Here is a 23,347-nt window from a genome sequence, read left to right on the forward strand (position 1 = left end):
AAGCACAGCAATTTCAGGGCTTGTCCCGATGGCCCAGCAGGCGCAGGGCGTTGAACACTACGAGGAGCGTCGACCCTTCGTGGAAAACAACGGCAGCGCCGATCTTTAGGCCGAAAATGGTGGCCGGGATCAGGAAGGCGACCATCCCAAGGCTCACGAGCAGGTTCTGCTTGATGATGGCGCTGGTCTGACGGCTTAGGCTGACCGCGAAGGGCAGTCGCCGCAGGTCGTCCGCCATTAGGGCGACGTCTGCGGTCTCGAGCGCCACGTCGGATCCGGCTGCGCCCATCGCGATCCCCACGGTCGCGTTCGCCATGGCCGGCGCATCGTTGACGCCGTCCCCGACCATCGCGACGCCGCCTGCTTGCTCGCGAAGGGCCTTGATGAAGGCGACCTTGTCCTCCGGCATCAGTCCGCCGCGGGCGTCGGTCAGACCGAGCTTGGCGGCGATGGCGTCAGCAACGCCCTGATTGTCGCCCGACAGCATGATCATGCGCTTGACGCCCAGCCGGCGGAGGGCGGCGATGACCTCTGCGGCGCCCTCGCGCGGCGTGTCCTGTAGGCCGATCACGCCGAGGTAGGTCTCGCCGCTCCGAACTACCATGACGGTCCGCCCTGAGCTGGAGAGCCGCTCGACTTCACTGCGCACCTGCTCGGGCACGGGCGCCCCCGGAACGGTCTCGAAGAGCTTGAGCTTCCCGATGAAGACGTCTTCACCGCCAAAGCGCCCGCGGACACCTTGTCCGGTGATGCTCTCCACCGCTTCGGCGCGTCCGGGCGGGCCAGGCAGCCTTTCAGTGGCCGCCGTGACCACCGCTGCCGCAAGCGGATGGTCGCTCAGCCCCTCGACCGCCGCCGCCGTCTCAAGGAGCCGCGCTTCGTCGACCCCCACGGCAGGCACGACGTCGGTGACGCGGGGGCGTCCCTCCGTCAGGGTGCCGGTCTTGTCGAACGCCAGAGCCTGCAGCCTCCCAAGGTTCTCCAGCGGCCCGCCCCCCTTCACGAGGACGCCGCCGCGTCCTGCGCGAGCCACGCCGCTGAGGACGGCGCTCGGGACGGAGATCGCCAAGGCGCAGGGGCTGGCGGCGACCAGGACCGCCATCGCCCGGTAGAAGCTCACGCTGAACGGCTCATCGACTACGACCCAGGCGAACATCAGGGCGAAGACACCCAGGAGGACGGCCGGGACGAAGATCCGTTCGAACTTGTCGGTGAAGCGCTGGGTGGGCGAGCGCTGCGCCTCGGCCTCGGCGACCATGGTGACCACACGAGCTAGGGTCGACTCACCGGAGAGGCGCGCCACGCGCACCTCCAGGGCTCCAACCCCATTGATGGTGCCCGCGAACACCTTTTGCGCGGCATCGGCCGTTTCGAATGCGATGTCGTGGCCCGCCGCGCGCTTGTCGACCGGCATGCTCTCGCCGGTGACGGGGGCCTGATTGACCGAACTCTCGCCTACGACGACGACCCCGTCGGCCGGCAGCCGTTCGTTGGGCCGAACCATGACGATGTCGCCGATCTCGAGCGCCTCGACGGGGACATCTTCGAAGGTGTCGCCACGCTTGCGGCTTGCGCGCTCCGGCGCCAGTTCGGCCAGCGCCTCGATGGCCCTGCGAGCCCGCCCCATCGCGTAGTGTTCCAGTGCATGGCCTAGGCTGAAGAGCACGAGCAGCAGGGCGCCTTCGGCCCACTCGCCCAACGCCGCCGCACCCGCCGCGGCGACCAGCATCAGCGTGTCGATCTCGAAGCGGCGCTTACGGAGATTTTCGAGCGCTTCGCGCAGCGTGAAGTAGCCGCCGAACCCGTACGCCAGGAGATAGAAGGCCAGCGGGATAGCGCCCTCAAGGCGGAAGGACGCAAGCCAGCCGATCAGCAACACCACGGCGGACAGCCCGGCGAAGACCAGTTCCGTCCGCTCGCCGAACGGGCCACCGTGCTTGTGCTCGCGTCCCTCTCCCGGCTTGTGCTCGTGGCCCCCGTGCTCGCCCTCCTTCGCGGAGGACTTGCGTCGTGCGGCTTCCGCGTTTGACTGCCCAAGGGCGGCCGCGCGCTCCAGCAGGTAGGCCTCCAGGGCGACGGGCTCGACCTTCGCGGGGTCGAACTCGACCAGGACCGCGCCGGTCACGCCCACATCGGCGTGGAGCACCCCCGGACGGCCTCGGAGGTCGTCCGCCAGGGTCCGGGCGGCGCGGGCATGCAGCGGCTGGCTCAGGCGAAAGTTGGCGTGGCCGGAGGCGCTTGCGAGGCGGGCGCCCTGCTGCACGGCCAGGGCGCGAACCTGGGACGCAGAGATTTGGGCTGGATCGAAGTGCACGCAGAGCACCGCGTCCTCGCGGCCCTGCACATGCGCTTCGGCGACCCCGGGCCTTGAGGCAAGGACCTCCGCGAGTTGCTGCACACAGCGCTCGCAAGCCTCCGCGGCGGCCGGCAGCAGGACCGGGATCTCGAGACGAAGCTTGTCTTCAGCCACAGCGCGTCCTTTCAACTTTCCGTCGCGGGCTCTGCGCGGCTCTCGGCCGCGTCCCGTAGAATTTCCAGCCCGCCCTTCGCCGCGATCAGGGCCACCAGCACGCCCACGACCAAGTCCGGCCAGGCCTGGTTCAGCCACATGATCAAGGCCCCGGCGACGAGGATGCCGCCGTTGGACGCGAAGTCATTGAGGCTGAAGGTCTCTGCCGCGCGCATGTTCACGTCGTCGCTTTGCGCACGGCGCAGGAGGAATAAGCAAACGAGGTTCACGCCCGCAGCGACGAGCGCCAGGGCCATCATGGTCCAACCGACGGGCTCGGTTCCGAGCCACCAGCGGCGGATCACGTCCAGAAGCACGCCGCCCGCGAAGATCAGCAGCATGATACCGGAGACCCCCGCCGCTCGGCGTTTCCAGACGGCGGCGCGGCCGACGGCCAAGAAGCTGATCGCGTAGACGGCGGCGTCTGATGCGTTGTCAACGGCGTTGGCGATCAGCGCGCTCGAGTCGGCGAGCAGACCGGCTAGGCCAAGGCTGACGAACAGCGCTGCGTTGAGCACGAACACCCAAAGCAAGGTCCGCCGTTGCGCACGGTCGACGTCGCTCAATGCGGCCATGTCTCCTTGGCAGTTGACTTCGGAGACCTCCCTCATTGCTCGGGGCCGATGGGGTGCGCGCCCGCGGGTGCGTAGTTGACCCGGATGCGACCGATGAGGTCCGCGGGCACTCCGAGGCGAGCGGTATAGGCCGCTGCTGCCGGATGCCGGCCCACGAGGGAGCCGCGCCATCGGACGTGCTTCAACGCCAGCAGGCCGCCCTGCCGGTCGAAGGCGGCGACATCCAGGTGGCCCCCAGTGGGGAGCCTGGACGTTGGGCGGCGGCGCACCAAGCCGCGGACCACGGCCGGATGTTCGCCGACCCGCAGATAGCCGGTGAGGATCTTTAGCGGGCCTCCTTCGACGAGCTCGACGGCTGGGGTCGGCTCGGCCAAGGCCGCGCCGGACGCCGCAGCGATCAAGCCCGTGGCGAGAGTCGCTACACGGCAGAACCGCTGGGCAGCCCGGGGGCCCGGCCGTGGCGCGCCTCGCACCCGGCCGCTCCGGACCTTCAACGGGCCTCGTTCCATTCCGCTCATGGTGTCAGTCCTCAATCCCTTCGGCGCTCCGATGTCGGACCGCCTGGGCGGCAAACGTCGGCAACACCAACAGGGTCAGAGCGGTTGCTGTGAGCAGACCTCCGATGACGACTGTGGCGAGAGGCTTTTGCACCTCAGCGCCTGCGCCGTGTGCGATGGCCATGGGGATGAAGCCGACAATGGCGACAAGAGCGGTCGTCAGGACAGCGCGTAGCCGGCTAGACGCACCTTCGATGGCTGCATCCTTCGGGAGCAGCCCTGCTGTCAGGCGCTCGCGGATCGCCTGCATCAGGACGAGCCCGTTCAGTGTCGCCACGCCCGACACCGCGATGAACCCCACAGCCGCGGAGACGGAGAAGGGCATGCCCCGCAGGAGCAAGGCGACGGCGCCGCCGACGAGGGCGAGGGGAACGCAGGCGAAGACGAGGGCCGCCTCCGCAAACGAGCCAAGCGCCATGAAGAGCAGAATGCCGATGAGCACGAAGACCACCGGGATCACCAGTCCTAGCCGTTGTTCGGCACGCTGCAGGTTCTCGAACTGACCGCCCCAGTCGAGGTAGACCCCGGTGGGCAGGGCGACTTTCGCGACGCGCTGCTGGGCGTCGCTCACAAATCCGCCGAGGTCGCGGCCTCGAACGTTGGCCTGCACCACCATCCGCCGGCTCCCGTTCTGCCGGCTGATCTGGTTGGGGCCTTCTGCTGTGTCGATGCGAGCCACGGACGCCAGAGGCACCACGGCGCCGGAGGTCGACACGACTGGCAGAGCTGCAAGGGCGGCGGGATCGTTGCGCGCCGCTTCCGGCAAGCGCACGACGACATCGAAACGGCGGTCGCCCTCGAAGATCTGACCCGCCTCAGCGCCCCCAATGCCCGCCGAGACGGCCTCACTCACGTCCGCCGCCGAAAGGCCGTAACTGGCCGCAGCGAACCGATCGACTTTGATGGTCAGGGTGGGCAGGCCGGAGGCCTGCTCGACCCGCACGTCCGCCGCGCCGGGGGTCTGCCGCAGGGCGGCGGCGACCTGATCGGCTGTTCGCTGCAACGTTCCGAAGTCGTCCCCATAGACCATCACAGCCAGGTCCGTGCGGACACCCGAGATCAATTCGTTGAAGCGAAGTTCGATCGGCTGGCTGAACTCGAAATTATTGCCGATCTGTTGGCCCGCCGCCTTCTCGATTCGTTCGATCAGTTCCTCTTTCTGAAGTCTCGGGTCCGGCCAGGCCTTGCGATCCTTCAGTACGATGACGCTGTCGGAGATGTTGGGCGGCATGGGATCCACCGCCGCTTCTGCGGTGCCTGTGCGGGAGAACATGGTCTCCACTTCCGGCTGAGCCTTGATGGCGCGCTCAAGCGCCATCTGCATGGCGATGGATTGCTCCAGAGAGGCCGACGGCACACGCAGGGCCTGCATCGCGATATCGCCTTCGTCCAGGGTCGGGATGAATTCGCGGCCGAGTGTGAAGAACGAGATCACGCCAACGAGCAGCGCCATGCCCGCCGCCATGAGCACCATCCTTGGTCGCGACACCGCCGCTCCGATCGCCGGCTGGATGCGCTGGCGCGCCCAGCGAAGGATGCGAGTCTCGTGCTCCTCCACCCTTCCGTCTGGGCCCGAGTGCACCGACTTAGGATCCCGCACGAGCAAGGCGGCCATGGCAGGCACGAAGGTGAAGGACAGGATGAACGCGCCGACCAGGGCAAGCATGACCGTCGCGCCCATGGGCTGGAAGGTCTTGCCTTCGACGCCTTCGAGGGTGAGCAACGGGGCGAACACGAGCAGGATGATGAGCTGACCAAAGGCGGCGGGCTTGACCATCTGCCGGGCGGCCTCAACCGCCGCGCCGAGACGCTCGTGTCGGGTCAGCACCCGACCCAACTCGGCACGGCGCTGGCTGAGCAGTAGCAGCGTATTCTCGATCACGACGACGCCGCCATCGACCATCAATCCGAAGTCGAGGGCACCGAGGCTCATCAGGTTTCCGCTGATCCCGAACCGGTTCATCCCGATCACCGCGAACAGGAAGGAGAGCGGGATCATCAGCGCCGTGATCGTCGCCGCGCGAATGTTGCCGAGCAGCAGGAAGAGGATGACGATGACGAGAAGCGCGCCTTCGGTCAGGTTGCGCGCAACGGTCTTGATGGTCGAGTTGACCAGCTCGCTTCGGTTGAGCACCGGAATCGCGACCACGTCGGGCGGAAGTGAATCATCCACTTCTGCCAGCCGTTCCGCCGCGGCTTGAGCGACGGTGCGACTGTTGCCCCCGGCGATCATCAGCGCGGTGCCGAGAACGGCCTCGTGGCCGTCGCGACTGGCGGCGCCGAGCCGCAGGCCCTGTCCGATCTCCACGGTCGCGACGTCTGCGACCCTCACGACCAGACCATCCCGGTTCACCACCGGAGCCTGCGCCAGGTCCTGAATGGACCCGGCGAGGGCGTCGCTCCGCACGACCAGGGCCTCGCCCGCCCGCTGAACGAAGCCTGCGCCAGCCTGGGTGTTTGCGCGCTCGAGCGCCTGCACAAGATCGCCCAGACTGAGCTTGTAGGCTGACAGTCGGGCGGCGTCCGGGCGGACTGCGTACTCCTTTACATAACCACCGACGGTATCCACGCCCGCCAGCCCCGGGGTGGAGCGCATCTGCGGCGCGATGATCCAGTCCTGCACCGTGCGCAGGTAGGTCGCCCTCTGCTGCGGAGTCGCCAGCCGCTCTCCCTCGGGCGTGAGGTAGACGCCATCCGGCTGCCAACCCGGCCGCCCAGCCCGCGCCTTCGCCTGGTCGAAGGCCGCGTAGTCGACTGTCCACATCAGGACTTCGCCGAGCCCGGTGGTCACGGGGGACAGCGCCGGCTCGACACCGTCGGGCAGGTTCTCCTGTGCTTCTCTCATCCGCTCGGCGACCTGCTGACGAGCGAAATAGATATCAGTCTGGTCGGTGAAGACGGCGGTGATCTGGCTGAAGCCGTTGCGCGAGAGTGAGCGGGTGCTCGTCAACCCTGGGATCCCCGCAAGGGCGGTCTCCAGCGGATAGGTGACCTGCCGTTCGATCTGCTCGGGGGCGAGCGAAGGCGCGACGGTCGTGATCTGGACCTGACGGTTGGTGATGTCCGGGACTGCATCGATCGGCAGCCGGGTGAGTTCGAAAAGCCCGAGGCCAGCCACAACGGCGACAGCGAGGATCACGAACCAGCGGAAGCGTACGGACGCTTCGATCAAGGCTTTAAACATAGGAAGTCCTAGTGTCCGTGCTCGGCTTCGCCCTTGGCGAGTTCGGCTTTCAGGAGGAAGGCGTTGGCCGCGGCGACCCGCTCCTCGCCGCCCAGCCCGCGGAGGATCTCGGTGCGGCCGCCGGCTTGGCGCCCAACCAGCACCGGTGTGGCACGGAAGCCTCCGTTCACCGCCACGAACACGACGCTCGAGCCCTCGATGCTCTGAACGGCATCGCTTGGCACTGTCAGCCCGCCTGCCTCAGCGCCGGTGATGACCGCGCCCGTCACCGCCGAGCCTGCCGGGGGGAGCACGCCTCCAGCCGCGCGTGCGCGGATGACCGTCGCACCCGTCTGCTCGCCGGCAGCCGTCGCAACTCCGACGATCACGGCGTCAAATTCGCCCGTGGGCCCTTGGACCCGAATCCGGGATCCTGCGCGAACGCCGGTGGCGACACTCGGCGGTGCATTGAAGACCAGTTCGACCCGGTCGGGGTTGGTCACTTCGGCGACGACGCCGCCCTGCGTGACGAAGCCGCCAGGCCCGATCGCGACAGAGGTGACGACGCCGGAAATCGGGCTGGTGACGGTCAACCGGCCCGCAGCGTTCGGCCCCCCCGACGCCGACGCCCGCGCACGGGCGGCCCGCGCCGCCGCCTCGGCGCTGAGCGCTTGAGCTCGCGACGTCTCGACCTCTTGCCGTGCAACGATCCCCTGGGAGCCAAGGCTCTGGTCACGTTGATAGGCGCGTCGCGCGGCGTCGGCCGCTGCGGCTGCAGCGTCGGCGTCGGCTCGGAAGGTAGCGGCTTCGCCGCTTACCAGGACCGCAAGGCCCTGGCCGGCGCGGACCGATTGCCCGGCGGCTACGAGAACCCGTTCCACGCGGCCGGCCACAGCCGCTCCAACGCTGGCCCGGGCATCGATCATCGGCTCGACACGCCCCGAAAGCCGGACTTCGCCGCCGCTGCCACGGGTGACCGCGACCAGCTGAATTCCGGAAGCGCGGATCTGCGTCGGCGTGAGCGCAACGACTCCTTCGGGCGCTGCGGCGCCCTCTTCGCTGTGGCCTTCTTCCTCCGCGCCTTCTTCCGCGTGCTCCTCGCCAGCGGCGGGAGCCGCGGGCTTGCTCATCATGTTCGACAGGACGAACCCGCCCCCGCCGGCCAGCATCACTGCGGCCGCGACCGCGCCATATAGGCGCGCATTGTCCCTCTTCATTGTCATCATTGTACTCCGGGGGTGGCGACGCCGCTGAGCCGAGCTTGCGCGGCCTGGGCGCTGATCCGCTCGACGGCGGCTGCAATGGTTTGGGCGCGCGCTTCAGTCAGGGCGCGGCGGGCGGCGACCAGTTCGGCGAGCGGGAGTTTGCCGGCCTCGTACCCGATGCGGGCGAGACGATAGGCTTCTTCGGCGGTGCTCTCGCCCTCGCGGGCTGCCGCGAGCCGGGTTTCGGCCGCTGAGATGCGCGCCGTGCTGGTGCGGACGGCGGCTTCGGCGTCGAGCCTGGCCGCGTTCAGCCGGGCCTCGGCGGCTGTCTGTTCAGCCCGAGCGGCGGCGATATTGCCGCGGTTCTGATCGAACAGCGGCAGGGGCACAGAGACGCCCGCGACGAGCGCGGTGGCGTCGTCCTCTTGGAAACGGCGCAGGCCGACGGAGAGGGTCACATCCGGAATGGCTCGACGTCGTTCAACGCTAAGGCGTCGCGCCGCCGCTTCTCGCTCAGCCTGTGCAGCGAGGAAGGCCGTCGTCGCGTTCGCTGCGGGATTGGCTCCGGAGAAGAGTGGAGCTTTCGCCTCGAGTAGGCTGACCGGGATCGAGGTGATTGGCGCCGACGCCCCGGCGAGGGCTGTCAGATTGCCGAAGGCAGTCGCACGCGCAGCCTGGGCTTCGTCCACCGCCGCACGGGCGGCTTGCACCGCCGCCTGAGCCTGGAGACGCCGCAGGTCGGCCTCCCGTCCCGCCGCGACCAGGGCTGTGGCGATGCGCGCATCCTCTTCCGCGAGGCTTCGCGAGTCATGGGCGAGTTTCAGTCTCCGTTCGGCCGCCTCGGCATCAGCATAGGCGGCCGCCAAATCGAAGGCGTATTCCGCTTCGATCCGGCGGGCCTGGGCGCGAGCCGCCTCGACTTCCGCACGCCCAGCCGCGACCCGCGCCGAGCGCTTGCCGCCAAGCTCGACAGTCTGACCGATCGTCGCGGTGGTCTCCGACAGGCTCGTCCCGCGGAAGGGACCGGAACCGGAGAAGTTTTCGATCTCGAGTCCCACGCTCGGGTTGGGGATCGCGCCTGCCTGCCTTGCGAGCCCTTCGGCCCGAGCGATGTTGGCGCGCGCCTCGGCGAGACGGGGGGCGGTGGCCTGCGCCTGGGCCAGCAGTGCGGCGAAGGGCGGCGCAGGTTCGGCCATAGCGGCGCCCGCTGCGCCGAGGCTGACCAGCAAGAGCAGTCCCGCCAAAGGCGAGCTGCGGAAGTCGGGTTTCATGGTGTCCCTCTTGAACGTGACGGAATGAGCGCGTCAGCGCGCGAGCCGTCAGGCTCTGGGAGGTCGGATCAGCCCGAACTTGGGATCGGAGATCGGCACCCGGTTGCGCACGAACGGGTGGGCAACCGCCAGCAGCGGAGCGGACAGCTCGCCGGCGGCTAGCGTGGCCGGTACGTAGGGCGCGCTGTGATGGCAATGTCCGTGGATGCAGATGCCGCGTCCCTCGTCGAGAGGCGGTGGACCAGCATCGTCGGCGGGGGCGGCGGCGACAGGCAGTTCAGCCGCAACGGCGCTCAGGCTGCCTTCGTCGCGGCAGATGAGGCCGTCGAGACCCGGCCCGAGCGTGAGCACGGTCAGCACGAGCGCAGCGAGCACCATGCCGACCTTCCGCCACCAGGGTGAGGTCCATTCCATCGCCCGTCCCTATATCGAGACTGACGAGCGCTGGGAATGCGTTACAAAATCACGTTCGGCTTTCGCCGCGCGACGCTCTTCACGGGCCTGAGCGGTGATCTGCCAAGCGGAGCGGAAAAAGACCGCTGCCAGCAGCACGCCCACGATCACGTCCGGCCAGCGCGACCCTGCCACAGTGACAGCCACGCCGGTGGCTGCCACGGCAAGGCATTGGATGAGGTCATTGCGCGTGCAGAGCCAGACGGACCGGACGTTGGCGTCGCCCTCGCGGAAGCGCACCAGAAGCAGGGCCGCCAGGAGGTTGGCGGCTGCGCCGAACAGGCCCAGGCCGGAGATAGCGCCGCCCTCCGGCGAGGCCCCGGTGAGCGCCCGCCAGATGGCCAGGCCGAGGATGCCGGTCGCCATCACGGCGAGGCTGGCGCTTTTGATGAATGCGGCGCCGGAACGCAACTGGACGCTCTTGCCGATCACCCACAAGCTCAAGGCGTAGGTGGCCGCATCGGCTGCGAAGTCGAGTGTGTTGGCCGCCAGCGCAGCCGAGTCGGCGAGCCAGCTGCCGATGGCGACGACGACAAAGCCAACGATGTTGATAGCGATGACGGCGGTGAGGGCGCGCTTGTAGGCCGGAGACGCGCCGTCGAACGCGACGGCGCTCCCGCAGCCACATCCCGCGGCAGCCGGCCTCTCGGAGGTTGAACAACTGGACATGCAACCACCCTGCACCCTCTAGTGGCTAGAGGATCAAGCACCTATTTTGACGGCACGACAGGAGGCCGCATGCCAGCGCTCACAATCGGCAAACTCGCCAAGGCGACCGACGTGAAGGTCCCGACGATCCGCTTCTACGAGCAGATCGGGCTTCTGCTCAAACCGGACCGCACCGAGAGCGATCGCCGCATTTACGATGATCGGGCCGTGCGTCGGTTGGCGTTCATCAAGCACGCGCGCCAGCTTGGCTTTTCCGTCGACGCGATCCGCACCTTGCTCGACCTAGCCGATCATCCGGATTACGCCTGTGACGACGCAAACGCCCTCGCAGCAGAACAGCTGACCTCAATCGAGACGAAGATTGCCCAGTTGCAGGCGTTGCGGTCCGAGTTGAAGCGCATGGTTGCGACCAGCTGCCGTGGCCTCGCCGGCGACTGCCGCGTCATCGAAACTTTGGCCGATCACGCCCTTTGCGTCACGGATCACTCGACCTCCCGAGCGCTCCCGTGAGGCCGTTTGCTGGCGCCGCCCTGATGCTCCTGCTCGCCATCCTGTTGATCGGCTGCGAGCGGGAGCCGACCGTGGAGCTGACGCCAGAGGAGATGAGCCATTTGAGGCTCAAGCGGTTGGACCCGGAACACGGCCGACCAGTACGCCCGCTGATCTCGCAGTTCGGCACCGAGGAAGGACTTGGAGAGGTGGTCGCAATCGATCCGAGCAGGTTGACGGTCTCGCTTCGTCACACGCATCAATCCCGCAACGACTGGCCGAGCATGGTGATGAACTTTCGTGTCCGGCAAAGCGATATCGCACGCCTTCGGCCGGGCGCGCGCGTCTACTTCCGCGCTACCGTGCAGGATGAGGCGGGCGAGATCCTCTACGTTTCTCCAGCGCCGGCGAGCTGATGGGCCACCAGTTCGAGCCGCCGGGCATGGCGTGTAGCCACCGAACGAAGGGCGAGCTTGCCGACAATGCGGTCGAACGGCGGCTCGCCGAAGCCTCCGACCACTGTGCTCGGGTGGGCCAAACCTGGACTCCAGGGCGAGCACGCATCTACGACTTGTTGGTTCGCGCGGAGAGGCCGATCGGCGCCTATGAGCTGTTGCAGGCGCTCTCGAGGCCAAGCTACGCAGCCAAGCCACCGACGGTTTACCGGGCTCTGGAGTTCTTGGTTCGCGTCGGCCTCGCACACCGGATCGAGAGCTTGAATGCATTCGTGGCCTGCGACCGCCATCACGGCCGCTCAGCGATCGAATTCCTGATCTGCGACTGCTGCGGCAGGGCCCAGGAATGTGAACTCGAAATCGATCAGACCGCATTCGCGGCCGCTTCTGCACGAGGCTTCAAGCCCAACCGTCTCGTTCTGGAAGTCCACGGCGTGTGCCCAGACTGCGTCGGCTGAGTCCCGATAGCAGCCCGGCATTGTCGGAGATTGTTTGGTGCGGGCGGTCGGAATCGAACCGACATGACCGAGGTCGCGGCATTTTGAGTGCCGTGCGTCTACCAGTTTCGCCACGCCCGCGGCGGAGACCTATCTAGCTTCCGAGGAGGCGTTCGCCAAGAAGGCGCTAGGCGTTCGCCAGCGCCTTTCCCGCGGAAGGGACCTTCCGCGTTTTGGAACGGCCGTTAAGCGCTGCTGCATCCACGCGCGTCTTGATGTGGGACGCGTAGAATTTCTCGATCATCTCCACGCTCGTCCGGCAGTTCTTGGCCACCTGGTAGATGTCGGCGCCTTCGAGCAGGCGCAGGCAGATGTACGTGTGACGCAGGCTGTAGGCGGTGCGCGGGTTGCCGTCGCGATCCTCCTTCAGCCCTAGCTCGTCGAGCACTGCGTTCATGAGCTGCCGCTGGATCTTCCCGAACACGGGAGCTGTCGGCTTGCACACGCCGCGCCGCTTCAGCAGCCGCTCGAAGGGGGCGACCGCGTCGGGCGTGCTCTTGCAGAAGCCGACACCGCGTTTGCCGCGGACGTCGATCTCCAGAATGCGTTGCCGCGTGGCGGCGTCTGTCACGACCTTCACGTCTCGGAATTCGAGGCGCTGGGCCTCGTCGGGGCGGAGCCCAGTGTTCGCCATGAACTCCACGAAGTCGTGGAAGAGCTCGCACTCACTCCGCCAACGGTCGCGCTTCGGGCTGCGGGCGCGTTCTTCGGTCGCTGCGCGTAGCCGTTCGTACTCCTCAGGCGAGAACCACGCGCGGTGCGAGATCTTCCCCGACGTCTTGTACGGCGCCGACATGTCTGGAACGGCGGCGATCCATCCATGGCGGTTCGCCGACTTGAGCACCTGGCGAAGCGTGACCGTCTCCTGATGCAAGGTGCTCCGCGCCGGGCGCTTGCCGCCCGCGTTGCCGAGCCGCGCGACGCGATATTGCTGGATCAGACCCGCTGTCACCTCGCTGACCGGGCGTTTGCCGAAGAACGGGAGAAGATAGAGCTTGAGGTGCCGTTCCTTGTTCTCGACGTAGCGCGCATTCCGCTCACCGGCGGTCAGGACGCGGTACTCAGCCATGAACGCTTCCGCGGCCTGCTTGAAGGTCTTGGCCGTCGGGGAAGAGGGCAGTGGCGGGACGGTCGCGACCGCCCGGTTGAGCCCAAGGCTGCGAGAGCCCAACCGATCTTCGGCGATGCGGTCGAGCGCCCACTCACGAGCGACGGTCAGCGCCGCGTCGAGCCGGTCCTGGTGGGTCGACGCTCGATGGTTCCGGCCGCTGAGGTAGATGGCGCATTGCCAGAAGCGGCTGTTTTCGCGCCTGTAAACGTGAACTCGGCCGTCGAGAAGGGTATGGCGTTCGGCGGGCATGTCTTCGGCTCCTGCTGAGCAGGTGTGCAGGACATGTGTAAGTCCGAAGGCCTATTAAGCTGCTGTTTTTGCAGCGAAAGATAGACGCTCCTGGCTTTTGAGTCTGCCGCGTCTACCATTTCGCCACTGGGGCACAGGGCGGGCGGGCAATCTAGCGATGGCCGGGCGCCGGTCAACGCGCGAGGCGGCGGAACCTCCGGGCGGGGCGGCGAGTCCTCCTCACTCAGCCAGAGGAGGACCCGATGGGCCAGGCGGACACCCCCAACCAGTCGCAGCGGATCGACGGACGCCCTGCGGAGGATCGCGCGTTCGACGCCGAGCACGGCGCCCAGGGCGCCCCGAACGGCGCGCCGCGCGACCGCGGCTCGCGCGAGGGCGACCCCGACGCCGACAGCGTCATGCCGGGACGCGAGTTCGGCGCCGGCGCCCAGGTCGACGACGGCCCGGACGCCGCATCCGGCGCCGGGACCGGCGGGGGCTGACGCTTAGCATTCCGCAGGCGGCGGAACGGCGTTCGCATCCGTGGATTGAGTCCCTCGGGGGCTTCGGCCCGCGAGGGCTCGGCCATCCATGGACATCGCTCCGTCGTCCGACATCGACCGCGGCGCGTCCCGCCTCCGTCTCTCGGGGGTGGTCTGCGCCTACAACGAGGCCGAGCGGATCGCCGGGGTGCTGGACGTGCTCGCCGCTCACCCGGCGGTGGACGAGGTGATCGTCGTCGACGACGGCTCGCAGGACGCCACCGCGGCCATGGTCGTGGCCTGTCCGGGCGTGCGGCTGATCTCCTACCCGCAGAACCGCGGCAAGGCCTACGCCCTCGCGCAGGGGGTGGCGGCGGCCCGCGGCGCCTACCTGCTGCTGGTGGACGCCGACCTCACCGGCATCGACGCGGGCCACATCGACGCCCTGGTCGCCCCGGTGCTCGCCGGCGAGGCCGACGCCGCGCTCAGCCTGCGGGCCAACACCCTCTGGCTCTACAGCCTGATCGGCCTCGATTTCGTCTCCGGCGAGCGGGTGCTGCCGGCCTGGCTGCTCCGCGAGGCGCTGGACGAGATGCGAGGTCTGCGGCCCTGGGGGGCCGAGGCCTATATGAACGACCTGATCATCCGCGAGCGGCTGCGCATAGCGGTGGTGGACTGGCCCGAGGTCTCCCACACGCCCAAGGCCCGCAAGGTCGGAGCGCTGAAGGGCGCGGTCGAGGATCTGAAAATGATCCGCGACGCGGTGAGCACGCTCACTCCGCTGGGCGTGGTCCGCCAGAACGTCTCCCTGCTGCGCCTGAAGACGCCCGGCGGCCGGCCCGTGGCCTAGGCTTCCACGAAGCTCCGGAAGCCGCCGAAGATCATCCGCTTGCCGTCGAAGGGCACGCCCGCCTGCTCGCAGGTCAGTCGCTCGTCCTGCATGACCTTGGCGTTGATGGCGTCGCGCGCCTCGCGGCTCTCGTAGGTGATCCAGGAGAACACCACCACCTCGTCATCCTGCGCCAGCACGGCGCGCGGAAATGAGGTGAGCTCGCCGTAGGGCGTGTCGTCGCCGACGCACTCCATGTAGGAGAGCGCGCCGTGGTCCTTCCACACCTCCGCGGCCGTCTCGGCGAGCTTGCGATAGGCGTCCAGCTTGTCCTTCGGCACCGCCAGCACGAAACCGTCGACATAGGGCATGTGAACCTCCTTGCGTCTGCGTCCTCGCCCAAGGACGCGGGCCGACGGGGCGATCCGACACCCGGGGGCGTCAAAAGTGAACCCCGGCGAACCAACGGCGCCGCTCGCGGATTGGAAGGGAGATGGCCGGTCCTCCGCGCGAGCGAACCTTCGACGCCACCATGTCCCTCCTGCGCGAGGGCTACGGCTTCATGGGCCGGCGGCAGGCGGCGCTCGGCTCCGACAGCTTCCGCACCCGCCTGATGCTGCAGGACGTGCTCTGCATCATGGGCGAGGAAGCGGCCCGCTTCTTCTACGCGCCCGACCGGTTCACGCGGAAAGGCGCGCTGCCGCCCACCACGCTCCTGTCGCTGCAGGACCTGGGCAGCGTGCAGCGCCTGGACGGGTCGGCCCACCGCTGGCGCAAGCGGCTGTTCCTGCAGGTGCTCTCCCCCGAGGCCGTCGCGCGCCTCGGCGAGCGGTTCGACGCCGAGTGGGACGCCCGCGCCGCCCGCTGGCGCGAGCGCGGAGAGGCGGTGCTCTATCCGGAGATGGGGCAGGTGCTGACCCGCGCCGTCTGCGCCTGGGCCGGCAGTCCGCTGGCCGACGACGAGGCCGACCGCCGGGCCGGCGAGTTCCAGGCGATGATCGAGGGGGCCGGCGCGGTGGGCCCGCGCAACTGGACGGGCCTGCTGCGCCGCAGCCGCACCGAGCGCTGGGCCCGCGGCCAGATCGCCGACGCCCGCGCCGGGACCCACGCCGACACCCCGCTGGCGGCCGTCGCCTTCCACCGCGATGAGGCCGGCGAGCTGCTCAGCGAACGCACCGCGGCCGTCGAGTACCTGAACCTGCTGCGCCCCACCGTGGCGGTGGACCGGTTCATCGTCTTCTCCGCCATGGCGCTCCACGCCCACCCGGAGTGGCGCGAGCGGCTGCGCGGGGCGGACGGGGCGAGCTACGCCGCCTTCTGCCAGGAGGTGCGGCGCTTCTATCCCTTCTTCCCGATGGTCGGCGGCCGGGCCCTGCAGCCGTTCGAGTGGCAGGGCCGCCGCTTCGGCCGCGGCGCCTGGGTGCTGCTCGACACCCACGGCACCAACCGCGACCCCCGGGCCTGGCGCGAGCCGGAGCGGTTCGATCCCGAGCGGTTCCTGCGCGAGGAGGCCAACGCCTACAACTTCTGTCCCCAGGGCGCGGGCGAGGTGGCGTCCGGCCACCGCTGCCCGGGCGAGGGCGTGGCGGTGGAGCTGATGGCCCGCGCCGTCCGCCGGCTGGTCGCCATGGACTACCAGGTTCCGCCGCAGGACCTCGCCATCGATCCCGGCCGGATGCCCGCCATCCCGAGGAGCCGCTTCGTCGTCCGCCTGACCTGTTGACCCGCCGCCCGGCGCGCCGCAAACCGCCCCCCGTGTCCTCCCCCGCGACCCAGAACGCGGCGCTCGGCGTCGCCTACCGCGTGCTGGCCATGGCCTGCATGGCCTGCCTGTCGGCCCTGGTGAAATGGACCGGCTCGCGCGGGATCCCGGTCTTCGAGATCATCTTCTTCCGCAACGCCTTCGCCTTCGTGCCGCTTGGCCTCTACATCTGGCGGACCACCGGCTTCGAGGTGCTGAAGACGAAGCGGCCGGTGGGCCACCTGGTCCGCTCCGCGGTCGGACTGACCGGGATGGTCTGCGGCTTCTCGGCGGTGCAGCATCTGCCGCTCACCGAGGCCACCGCGCTGCAGTTCGCCTCGCCCCTGTTCATGACCGCGCTGTCGGCCATGATCCTCGCCGAGCCGGTGGGCCGCCACCGCTGGGGGGCGGTGCTGGTGGGCTTCGTGGGCGTGCTGATCATGGCCAGGCCCCAGCCCGGACACTTCAACCTGCCCGGGGTGACCTTCGGCCTGCTGAGCGCGCTGGGCGCGGCCGGGGCGATGGTGGCGATCCGCCAGATCGCCGCCACCGAGCGGGGGCCGACCATCGTCTTCTACTTCACGCTGGGCGGCACGGTGCTGGGCCTCGTCGGCTCGGCCTTCCACTGGGTGACGCCGGACCCAGCCACCCTCGGCTTCCTGGTGCTCGCCGGGCTGATCGGCGGGGTGGGGCAGCTCTTCCTCACAGAGGCCCTCCGCGTCGCGCCGGTCGGCGTGGTGGCGCCCTTCGACTACACCCAGCTCGTCTGGGCGGCGGTGATCGGCCTGCTGGTGTGGGGCGAGCTGCCGCGGCTCACCACCATCGTCGGGGCGCTGATCGTGGCGGCCAGCGGCGTCTACATCCTGCACCGCGAGATGCGCCGGTTCCGCGCCCGCGATTGACAGCGGGGCCGGGTGGGAGGACTCTGCCGCCGAACGCCGGTACGCGGCGGAGCCCTCCGTCGCGGCGGCCGAACGGATGGGAGCCCATCATGCACAAGGGTCTTACCGGGGTGCTGGCCGGCGCAGCCGCGCTGGTGGCGGTGGGCCTCGCCGGCGAGGCGCGGGGCGAGGCGGTCACGGTGATCGGCGGCGGCATGGCCGAGGCCTGCTCCAAGGCCGCGCTCGACGGGGAGGCGGATCTCCGCTTCGAGAAGCTGTGCAGCCAGGCGCTGGAGACCGAGCTGCTCTCCCCGCGCGACCGGGCCGGCACCTATGTGAACCGCGGCGTGATGAAGCTGCGCCGGATGAGCTGGGACACCGCCATCGCCGACTTCAACCAGGCGATCCGTATCCAGCCCGACCTCGGCGAGGCCTATGTGAACCGCGGGGCCGCCGCCATCGGCGGGCGCCGCTACGCCGACAGCCTGGCGGACCTGAACCGCGGGCTCGAGCTCGGCGTCGATGAGCCGGCCAAAGCCTACTACAACCGCGCGCTCGCCCACGAGGGGCTGGACGATCCGAAGTCCGCCTACTTCGACTACCAGAAGGCCATCGAGCTCAGCCCGGAGTGGGGCCTGCCGCGCGAACAGCTCACCCGGTTCACCGTCACGCGCCGCTAGCGCGTTGAGGGCGAGCCCCCATCTGAAGGGGCGGAAGGAGCCTTCCCATGCGCGCGCCCCTTGCCGCCGCCGCCACGGCCGCCGTGGTCCTCGCCGCCGCCCTGCCGGTCGCGGCCCAGCTCGTCCCGAGCCCCGACGCCCTGCGGATGCAGGAGCTGCAGATGCAGCAGGACCTCCAGCGCCAGCGGATGCTCAGCCAGGAGCTGGAGCTGCAGGCGCTGGACCAGCGGGTGCGCACCGAGCAGGCGCTGCGCGACATCCAGGCTCAGCGGACCCTGCCGCCGCTGCCCAGCCTGCCGCCCGATCCCAACCGCCCGCCGCCGGTGATCGACACCTCACGGCTGGCCAGCATGCCCGACGACCGGCTGGCGGCGTCCAACGCGGCGGTGCGCGAGGCGAGCCGGCCGCGCCGCTGAGGCGGGAGCCCCGCCGCCGGAGCGGCGTTATGGGCCTCGGCTTTTGATCTGAGGCGGAGAACACCATGCGCTGGTCCGGCGGTCGCGGCGGCGGCAACATCGAGGATCGTCGGGGGCTCGGCCCGGCCGGCGCGGTGGGCGGCGTCGGCGCGGGCGGGGTGATCCTGGCGCTGATCGGCTACTTCGTCTTCGGCATCGACCCCCAGACCACCATGAGCGTGGTGGGCGGCGGCGGGACCCAGGTCCAGCAGCAGGAAGGCGTCCGGGGCACGCCCGCCGACGAGGCCGGCCGCTTCGTGGACGTGGTCGCCACCAACGTCGACGACGTCTGGACCCAGGTCTTCCGGCAGCAGGGCCAGCAGTACCAGCCGCCCGCGGCGGTGGTGATCTACGACCGCGCCACCGGCACCGGCTGCGGCACCGGCCAGGCGGCCATGGGGCCGTTCTACTGCCCGCCGGACCGCAAGGTGTATCTCGACCTGTCCTTCTGGCAGGACCTGGAGACGCAGCTCGGCGCCCGCGGCGAGGCGGCCCGCGCCTACGTCATCGCGCACGAGATCGGCCACCACGTGCAGAACCTGACCGGCGCCTCGGAGATGTCGCGCCGGCTGGGGTCCAAGGGAGAGGAGAGCGGCTCCGTGCGGCTGGAGCTGCAGGCCGACTGCTACGCCGGGGTCTGGGCGGCCCACGCGGCCCAGGTCTCCAACGGCCAGGTGGCGCTCGACCCGCGCGACATCGAGGACGGCCTGCGCGCCGCCGCGGCGGTGGGCGACGACACCCTGCAGCGCAAGTCCCAGGGCCGGGTGATGCCCGACGCCTTCACCCATGGCTCGTCCGAGCAGCGGATGCGCTGGTTCCGGGTGGGGGTGCAGTCCGGCGATCCGGCCGCCTGCGACACCTTCCGCGCCGCGCGGCTCTGATCCGCGGGAGGTGGGGCGGCCCCCGGGTCCAGGGACCGCCCCGTGTCCTCGCGCGGCCGCAGTGGGGCGCGGGGACAGCCGTCCGGCAGCGCGACCAGCGTCCGCCGAATGACCTCGTGGACCTCTCCAGCCAGTCCGGGCGCGGTGATGACAGGCCGCGGATGACCGTTCGATGAACCAGGGTCCAGCTTGCGGCCGCCGGGCGTCCGGCGCGGCCGCCCTGTTCCTGGAATCGTGAGCGAGGTGTCCGGAACGCCGTCGGCCAGCCCGGGTTGAGGCCTGTGTCCCCCAACCGACACAGGAGCCTCGGCCATGCATGCGCACGAGATGATCTCCACGCACCCGCACGTGCGCGGAAACACCAACGACGCCCTGATCCGCTGCATCGAGGAATGCTACGACTGCGCCCAGACATGCACCTCCTGCGCCGACGCCTGCCTGGGCGAGGAGATGGTCCAGCACATGGTTCAGTGCATCCGCACCTGCCTGGACTGCGCGGACGTCTGCGCCGCCACCGGCGCCATCGCCACGCGCCGCTCGGGCTCCAACGAGGCGCTGATCGCCAGCATGCTGGCCACCTGCGAGGAGGCCTGCCGCCTGTGCGCCGAGGAGTGCGAGCGCCACGCCGACCGAATGGAGCACTGCCGGATCTGCGGCGAGGCCTGCCGCCGCTGCGAGGCCGCCTGCCAGGAGGCCCGCGAGACCTTCCGCGGCCAGATGCAGTGACGTGCGACCGGCCCGACGGCGGCTGAGCCGAAGGAACGAACGCGCGCCTCGCGGGCTTGGCGTCTCAGCCAGCCCGGAGGCCCGATGCCGCTCGACCTGAACGATCGCTCGCCGCTTGTCCTGGAGCGCATCCGACAGGTGGAGGTCGAGCTCTCGGAATGGGCCGGCAAGGCGCCGGCCTTCGACTTCGATGTCGAGGGCACGGAGCTGTTCCGCATGATGGAGCTGCTCTACGCCTATGCGAAGCGGGCCGACGACCTGGCCTCGTCCACCAAGGCGATGCTTTACATGGGCCGGCTCACCCCCGCGGTGCTGCTGGCCCGGGCCCTGATCGAGACGACCGCCATGGGCTGCTTCTACGTCGCCGAGATGCAGCGGCTGATCGCCCACGGCAAGCTCGAGAACCTGCAGGACCGGTTCCGCAAGTTCTACGAGGGGCGGATGGGCGAGGAGGTCTCCGGCGTCCACGTCAACGACGCGCTCCGCCACCTCGAGGCGCTGGACAACGCCGGCGCCGCCGCGGCCGCCGAGCCGCCGGAGGCCGCCGCCGAGATCGCCGAGCAGGCGCAGGAGATCGGCGGGCTCGACCTGGCCGACCCCAAGTTCGTGGAGACCAGCTACGGCGCGCTCTGCGAGGTGGCGCACCCGAGCTGCGTCGGCACCCACCTGCTCTATCCCGCCCCCGGCCAGCCGGACGGCGCCGAGCCCCGGCTGCGGCTGGCCTTTGCCTGCGAGCTCGCCATCTGGCAGGCGCAATACCTGATCGCCGCGCTCTACGAAGGGGAGGGCATCCCCGCCGCCTACCGGGCGAAGTTCTTGCCTGGCTAAGGGTCGTGCGCCCCCGTGCCGCATGGTGCGCCGCAGCGTCCGCCGGCTATCTCTCGGGCCTGCATCATTTCCCGCACCGGAGTTGGGGGCGTCGCCATGAACATCTCGTCGAAGGAAGCGGCTGAGTGGGGTTCGGCCATCCTCGTGTTCGCCTCCGGCGGCATGGCCGGCCACTATGCCGCCCTCGGCATGAGCCCGACGCAATGGATCGGCGCGGCCGCCGCGGTCCTCGGCTCGGTGACGCTCGCCGTCTGCGTGCGGGTCTGGCCCGCGCCGCAGAAGGTCAAGGTCGACGCGAAGGACTGAGGTCCCGCCCGCCCACGCGCGACGAGGGCCCGCTCCGGCGGGCCTTTTTCATTTTCGCGTCACGGCGTTCGGCTTAAGCTAAAGCTTCCGAAGAGGAGGCCGCCATGCCGCGCGCGGTGCTGATCGTCGGGCAGGATCCCGACACCGTGGACTTCACCGACCCGGCGCTACCGCCAGGCATGGACGCCGGCAAGGTCCGCGCCGGCCTCGCCCTGGCCCAGAAGCTGCTGGGCGAGGCGGGCTTCGTCGCCGACCTCTGCCTGACCGACACCGGCGAGACGGCCGAGGCGGTGATCGCCGCCCAGCTCGCCGGCCGCACCTACGACTGCGTCGTCATCGGCGCCGGGATCCGCCTGCCGGCCGCCAGCCTGCTGCTGTTCGAGAAGGTGGTGAACGCCGTCCACCGCCACGCACCGGGCGCGCCCATCGCCTTCAACACCACACCGGCCGACAGCGCGGCGGCGGCGCTCCGCTGGGTGCGCGCGACGGAGGCCGCCGGCTAGCCGCCGCTACTCCGCCGGCTCCGCCGCCACCGGCACGAGGATCTCGCCGCCGGCCTCGCGGAACTTCTTCGACATCTCGGCCATGCCGGCGTCCACATCGTTCTGGGCCCGCGCGGCGTCGCGGATGTCCTGGCTGATCTTCATCGAGCAGAACTTCGGGCCGCACATGGAACAGAAGTGGGCGGTCTTGAACGCCTCCTTCGGCAGGCTCTCGTCGTGGAAGGCGCGCGCCGTCTCGGGATCGAGGCCCAGGTTGAACTGGTCCTCCCAGCGGAACTCGAAGCGGGCCCGGCTGACGGCGTCGTCCCACATGGCGGCGCCCGGATGGCCCTTGGCGAGGTCGGCGGCGTGCGCCGCCAGCTTGTAGGTGATGACGCCGGTCTTCACGTCGTCGCGGTCCGGCAGGCCCAGGTGCTCCTTGGGCGTCACGTAGCAGAGCATGGCCGTGCCGTACCAACCGATCATCGCCGCTCCGATGGCGCTGGTGATGTGGTCGTAGCCCGGCGCGATGTCGGTGGTCAGCGGGCCGAGCGTGTAGAAGGGCGCCTCGTGGCAGTGCTTGAGCTGCTCCTCCATGTTGGCCTTGATCTTGTGCATGGCCACGTGGCCCGGCCCCTCGATCATCACCTGGCAGCCGTGCTTCCACGCCACCTTGGTGAGCTCGCCCAGCGTCCGCAGCTCGGCGAACTGGGCCTCGTCGTTGGCGTCCGCCGTCGAGCCGGGCCGCAGGCCGTCGCCCAGGCTGAACGACACGTCGTAGGCCCGCATGATCTCGCAGATCTCCTCGAAATGCTCGTAGAGGAAGCTCTCGCGATGGTGGGCCAGGCACCATTTGGCCATGATCGAGCCGCCGCGGGAGACGATGCCGGTCACCCGTTTGGCGGTCAGCGGCACGAAAGGCAGGCGCACGCCCGCGTGAATGGTGAAGTAGTCCACGCCCTGCTCGGCCTGTTCGATGAGCGTGTCGCGGAACACCTCCCAGTTCAGGTCCTCGGCGATGCCGCCCACCTTCTCCAGCGCCTGGTAGATCGGCACCGTGCCGATCGGCACCGGGCTGTTGCGGATGATCCAGTCGCGGATGTTGTGGATGTTGCGGCCGGTGGACAGGTCCATGACCGTGTCCGCGCCCCAGCGGGTCGCCCAGACCAGCTTGTCCACCTCGTCGTCCACTGTCGACAGCACGGCGCTGTTGCCGATGTTGGCGTTGATCTTGACCAGGAAGTTGCGGCCGATGGCCATCGGCTCCAGCTCGCCGTGATTGATGTTGGCCGGGATGATGGCGCGGCCGCGGGCGACTTCCTGGCGCACGAACTCGGGCGTCACGAAGTCGGGGATCGAGGCGCCGAAGTCCTCGCCGTCGCGCACGCAGGGGCTGGACTGTTCGCGCCGGAGGTTCTCGCGGATGGCGACGTATTCCATCTCCGCTGTGATGATCCCCGCCCGGGCGTACTCGAGCTGGGTGACCATGGCGCCGGTCTTCGCTCGGTAGACCTTGCGGCCGGCGTCGGGGAAGGCGGGGGCGAGGTGCTGGCCGCTCGCGCCGCCGTTGTCCTCCGGCTTCACCTGGCGCGGCTCGGCCACCACCTCCACGTCGCCGCGCGCCAGCACGAAGGGCTCGCGGCTGCGCGGCAGGCCCTTGCGGATGTCGATCTCCGCCGTCGGGTCGGTGTAGGGGCCGGATGGGTCGTAGATGGTCACCGGCGGCTCGTTGGCGCTCGGATGGACCGCCACCTCGCGGAACGGCACCCTCAGCCCGGGGAACAGTTCGCCCGAGGCGTACACCTTGCGCGACCCTGGGCGCTCTCCGGTGGGAATGGCGGCGTCCAGCGTTCCGGCGGGCTTGTTCATGGCGC

Annotated in this window: 25 protein-coding genes and 1 tRNA gene; 14 read left to right on the top strand and 12 right to left on the bottom strand. The window is 69.5% G+C overall.

Going from position 1 to position 23,347, the window contains the following annotated elements:
- Positions 1-13: 13 nt before the first annotated feature.
- The 8 genes from ACE3Q8_RS11350 to ACE3Q8_RS11385 all read right to left on the bottom strand — a co-directional run bounded on the left by ACE3Q8_RS11350 (position 14) and on the right by ACE3Q8_RS11385 (position 10,402).
- On the bottom strand, positions 14-2,470 hold the full coding sequence (locus ACE3Q8_RS11350; protein WP_374470388.1) for a heavy metal translocating P-type ATPase: 2,457 nt from the start codon (positions 2,468-2,470) through the stop codon (positions 14-16).
- 11 nt (positions 2,471-2,481) lie between these two features.
- Complete coding sequence (locus ACE3Q8_RS11355) at positions 2,482-3,084, bottom strand: cation transporter (RefSeq protein ID WP_257835910.1); 603 nt, start codon at positions 3,082-3,084, stop codon at positions 2,482-2,484.
- Between the two features lie 32 nt (positions 3,085-3,116).
- Entirely contained in the window at positions 3,117-3,458 is a 342-nt protein-coding gene (locus tag ACE3Q8_RS11360) for a hypothetical protein (RefSeq protein ID WP_257835911.1), read from the bottom strand.
- Positions 3,459-3,606: 148 nt separating this feature from the next.
- On the bottom strand, positions 3,607-6,825 hold the full coding sequence (locus ACE3Q8_RS11365; RefSeq protein ID WP_293382884.1) for an efflux RND transporter permease subunit: 3,219 nt from the start codon (positions 6,823-6,825) through the stop codon (positions 3,607-3,609).
- 8 nt (positions 6,826-6,833) lie between these two features.
- On the bottom strand, positions 6,834-8,030 hold the full coding sequence (locus ACE3Q8_RS11370; RefSeq protein WP_293382881.1) for an efflux RND transporter periplasmic adaptor subunit: 1,197 nt from the start codon (positions 8,028-8,030) through the stop codon (positions 6,834-6,836).
- Entirely contained in the window at positions 8,027-9,280 is a 1,254-nt protein-coding gene (locus tag ACE3Q8_RS11375) for a TolC family protein (protein ID WP_374470389.1), read from the bottom strand. The genes ACE3Q8_RS11370 and ACE3Q8_RS11375 overlap by 4 nt, the downstream gene beginning before the upstream one ends.
- A 48-nt stretch (positions 9,281-9,328) precedes the next feature.
- Complete coding sequence (locus tag ACE3Q8_RS11380; protein WP_257835913.1) at positions 9,329-9,658, bottom strand: hypothetical protein; 330 nt, start codon at positions 9,656-9,658, stop codon at positions 9,329-9,331.
- A gap of 45 nt (positions 9,659-9,703) precedes the next feature.
- Positions 9,704-10,402, bottom strand: a complete 699-nt coding sequence (locus ACE3Q8_RS11385; protein WP_293382878.1) for a cation transporter — start codon at positions 10,400-10,402, stop codon at positions 9,704-9,706.
- A gap of 69 nt (positions 10,403-10,471) precedes the next feature.
- Here ACE3Q8_RS11385 and ACE3Q8_RS11390 point away from each other — a divergent pair, with 69 nt between their 5' ends.
- From ACE3Q8_RS11390 to ACE3Q8_RS11400, 3 genes are read left to right on the top strand one after another with little or no spacing between them, the layout of a single operon-like run.
- Entirely contained in the window at positions 10,472-10,912 is a 441-nt protein-coding gene (locus tag ACE3Q8_RS11390) for a helix-turn-helix domain-containing protein (RefSeq protein ID WP_257835915.1), read from the top strand.
- Positions 10,913-10,935: 23 nt separating this feature from the next.
- Positions 10,936-11,307, top strand: a complete 372-nt coding sequence (locus ACE3Q8_RS11395) for a copper-binding protein (protein ID WP_257835916.1) — start codon at positions 10,936-10,938, stop codon at positions 11,305-11,307.
- On the top strand, positions 11,307-11,804 hold the full coding sequence (locus tag ACE3Q8_RS11400; protein WP_293382874.1) for a Fur family transcriptional regulator: 498 nt from the start codon (positions 11,307-11,309) through the stop codon (positions 11,802-11,804). Before ACE3Q8_RS11395 ends, ACE3Q8_RS11400 begins: the two co-directional genes overlap by 1 nt.
- A gap of 35 nt (positions 11,805-11,839) precedes the next feature.
- On the opposite strand, the gene ACE3Q8_RS11405 is transcribed toward ACE3Q8_RS11400, so the two are convergent.
- Positions 11,840-11,924: transfer RNA gene (locus ACE3Q8_RS11405), tRNA-Leu, on the bottom strand.
- 46 nt (positions 11,925-11,970) lie between these two features.
- Positions 11,971-13,203, bottom strand: coding sequence for a site-specific integrase (locus ACE3Q8_RS11410; protein ID WP_257835917.1), 1,233 nt, complete (start codon positions 13,201-13,203; stop codon positions 11,971-11,973).
- Positions 13,204-13,445: 242 nt separating this feature from the next.
- Between ACE3Q8_RS11410 and ACE3Q8_RS11415 the strand changes: the two genes are divergently transcribed.
- Complete coding sequence (locus ACE3Q8_RS11415) at positions 13,446-13,685, top strand: hypothetical protein (protein WP_374470390.1); 240 nt, start codon at positions 13,446-13,448, stop codon at positions 13,683-13,685.
- 88 nt (positions 13,686-13,773) lie between these two features.
- Positions 13,774-14,514 (top strand): glycosyltransferase family 2 protein, encoded by a 741-nt coding sequence (locus ACE3Q8_RS11420; RefSeq protein WP_374470391.1) that lies wholly within the window; start codon positions 13,774-13,776, stop codon positions 14,512-14,514.
- Here the strand turns inward: ACE3Q8_RS11420 and ACE3Q8_RS11425 are convergent.
- Positions 14,511-14,864, bottom strand: coding sequence for a DUF1428 domain-containing protein (locus ACE3Q8_RS11425; RefSeq protein WP_374470392.1), 354 nt, complete (start codon positions 14,862-14,864; stop codon positions 14,511-14,513). The two genes, ACE3Q8_RS11420 and ACE3Q8_RS11425, sit on opposite strands and share 4 nt — an antisense overlap.
- 122 nt (positions 14,865-14,986) lie before the next feature.
- Here ACE3Q8_RS11425 and ACE3Q8_RS11430 point away from each other — a divergent pair, with 122 nt between their 5' ends.
- The 9 genes from ACE3Q8_RS11430 to ACE3Q8_RS11470 all read left to right on the top strand — a co-directional run bounded on the left by ACE3Q8_RS11430 (position 14,987) and on the right by ACE3Q8_RS11470 (position 21,494).
- Positions 14,987-16,216: a cytochrome P450 gene (locus ACE3Q8_RS11430; protein WP_374470393.1), complete on the top strand. Its 1,230-nt coding sequence runs from the start codon at positions 14,987-14,989 to the stop codon at positions 16,214-16,216.
- Between the two features lie 32 nt (positions 16,217-16,248).
- A complete protein-coding gene (locus ACE3Q8_RS11435) occupies positions 16,249-17,136 on the top strand; it encodes a DMT family transporter (RefSeq protein ID WP_374470394.1) in 888 nt (295 codons plus the stop codon).
- 89 nt (positions 17,137-17,225) lie between these two features.
- Positions 17,226-17,795 (top strand): tetratricopeptide repeat protein, encoded by a 570-nt coding sequence (locus tag ACE3Q8_RS11440; RefSeq protein WP_374470395.1) that lies wholly within the window; start codon positions 17,226-17,228, stop codon positions 17,793-17,795.
- Positions 17,796-17,842: 47 nt separating this feature from the next.
- Positions 17,843-18,211 (top strand): hypothetical protein, encoded by a 369-nt coding sequence (locus ACE3Q8_RS11445; RefSeq protein WP_374470396.1) that lies wholly within the window; start codon positions 17,843-17,845, stop codon positions 18,209-18,211.
- A gap of 65 nt (positions 18,212-18,276) precedes the next feature.
- Positions 18,277-19,131 (top strand): neutral zinc metallopeptidase, encoded by an 855-nt coding sequence (locus tag ACE3Q8_RS11450; protein ID WP_374470397.1) that lies wholly within the window; start codon positions 18,277-18,279, stop codon positions 19,129-19,131.
- 312 nt (positions 19,132-19,443) lie between these two features.
- Entirely contained in the window at positions 19,444-19,857 is a 414-nt protein-coding gene (locus ACE3Q8_RS11455; protein ID WP_374470398.1) for a four-helix bundle copper-binding protein, read from the top strand.
- 84 nt (positions 19,858-19,941) lie between these two features.
- Positions 19,942-20,685 carry a hypothetical protein gene (locus tag ACE3Q8_RS11460; RefSeq protein WP_374470399.1) on the top strand — a complete coding sequence of 248 codons (744 nt, stop codon included), beginning with the start codon at positions 19,942-19,944 and terminating at the stop codon, positions 20,683-20,685.
- A 96-nt stretch (positions 20,686-20,781) separates the two neighbouring features.
- On the top strand, positions 20,782-20,991 hold the full coding sequence (locus ACE3Q8_RS11465; RefSeq protein ID WP_374470400.1) for a hypothetical protein: 210 nt from the start codon (positions 20,782-20,784) through the stop codon (positions 20,989-20,991).
- A gap of 104 nt (positions 20,992-21,095) precedes the next feature.
- Positions 21,096-21,494, top strand: a complete 399-nt coding sequence (locus tag ACE3Q8_RS11470; protein WP_374470401.1) for a hypothetical protein — start codon at positions 21,096-21,098, stop codon at positions 21,492-21,494.
- A 6-nt stretch (positions 21,495-21,500) separates the two neighbouring features.
- On the opposite strand, the gene thiC is transcribed toward ACE3Q8_RS11470, so the two are convergent.
- Entirely contained in the window at positions 21,501-23,342 is a 1,842-nt protein-coding gene (gene thiC, locus ACE3Q8_RS11475) for a phosphomethylpyrimidine synthase ThiC (protein WP_374470402.1), read from the bottom strand.
- Between the last annotated feature and the right edge of the window lie 5 nt (positions 23,343-23,347).

It is taken from the genome of Phenylobacterium sp. (genome assembly GCF_041913825.1).
GTDB lineage: Bacteria > Pseudomonadota > Alphaproteobacteria > Caulobacterales > Caulobacteraceae > Phenylobacterium.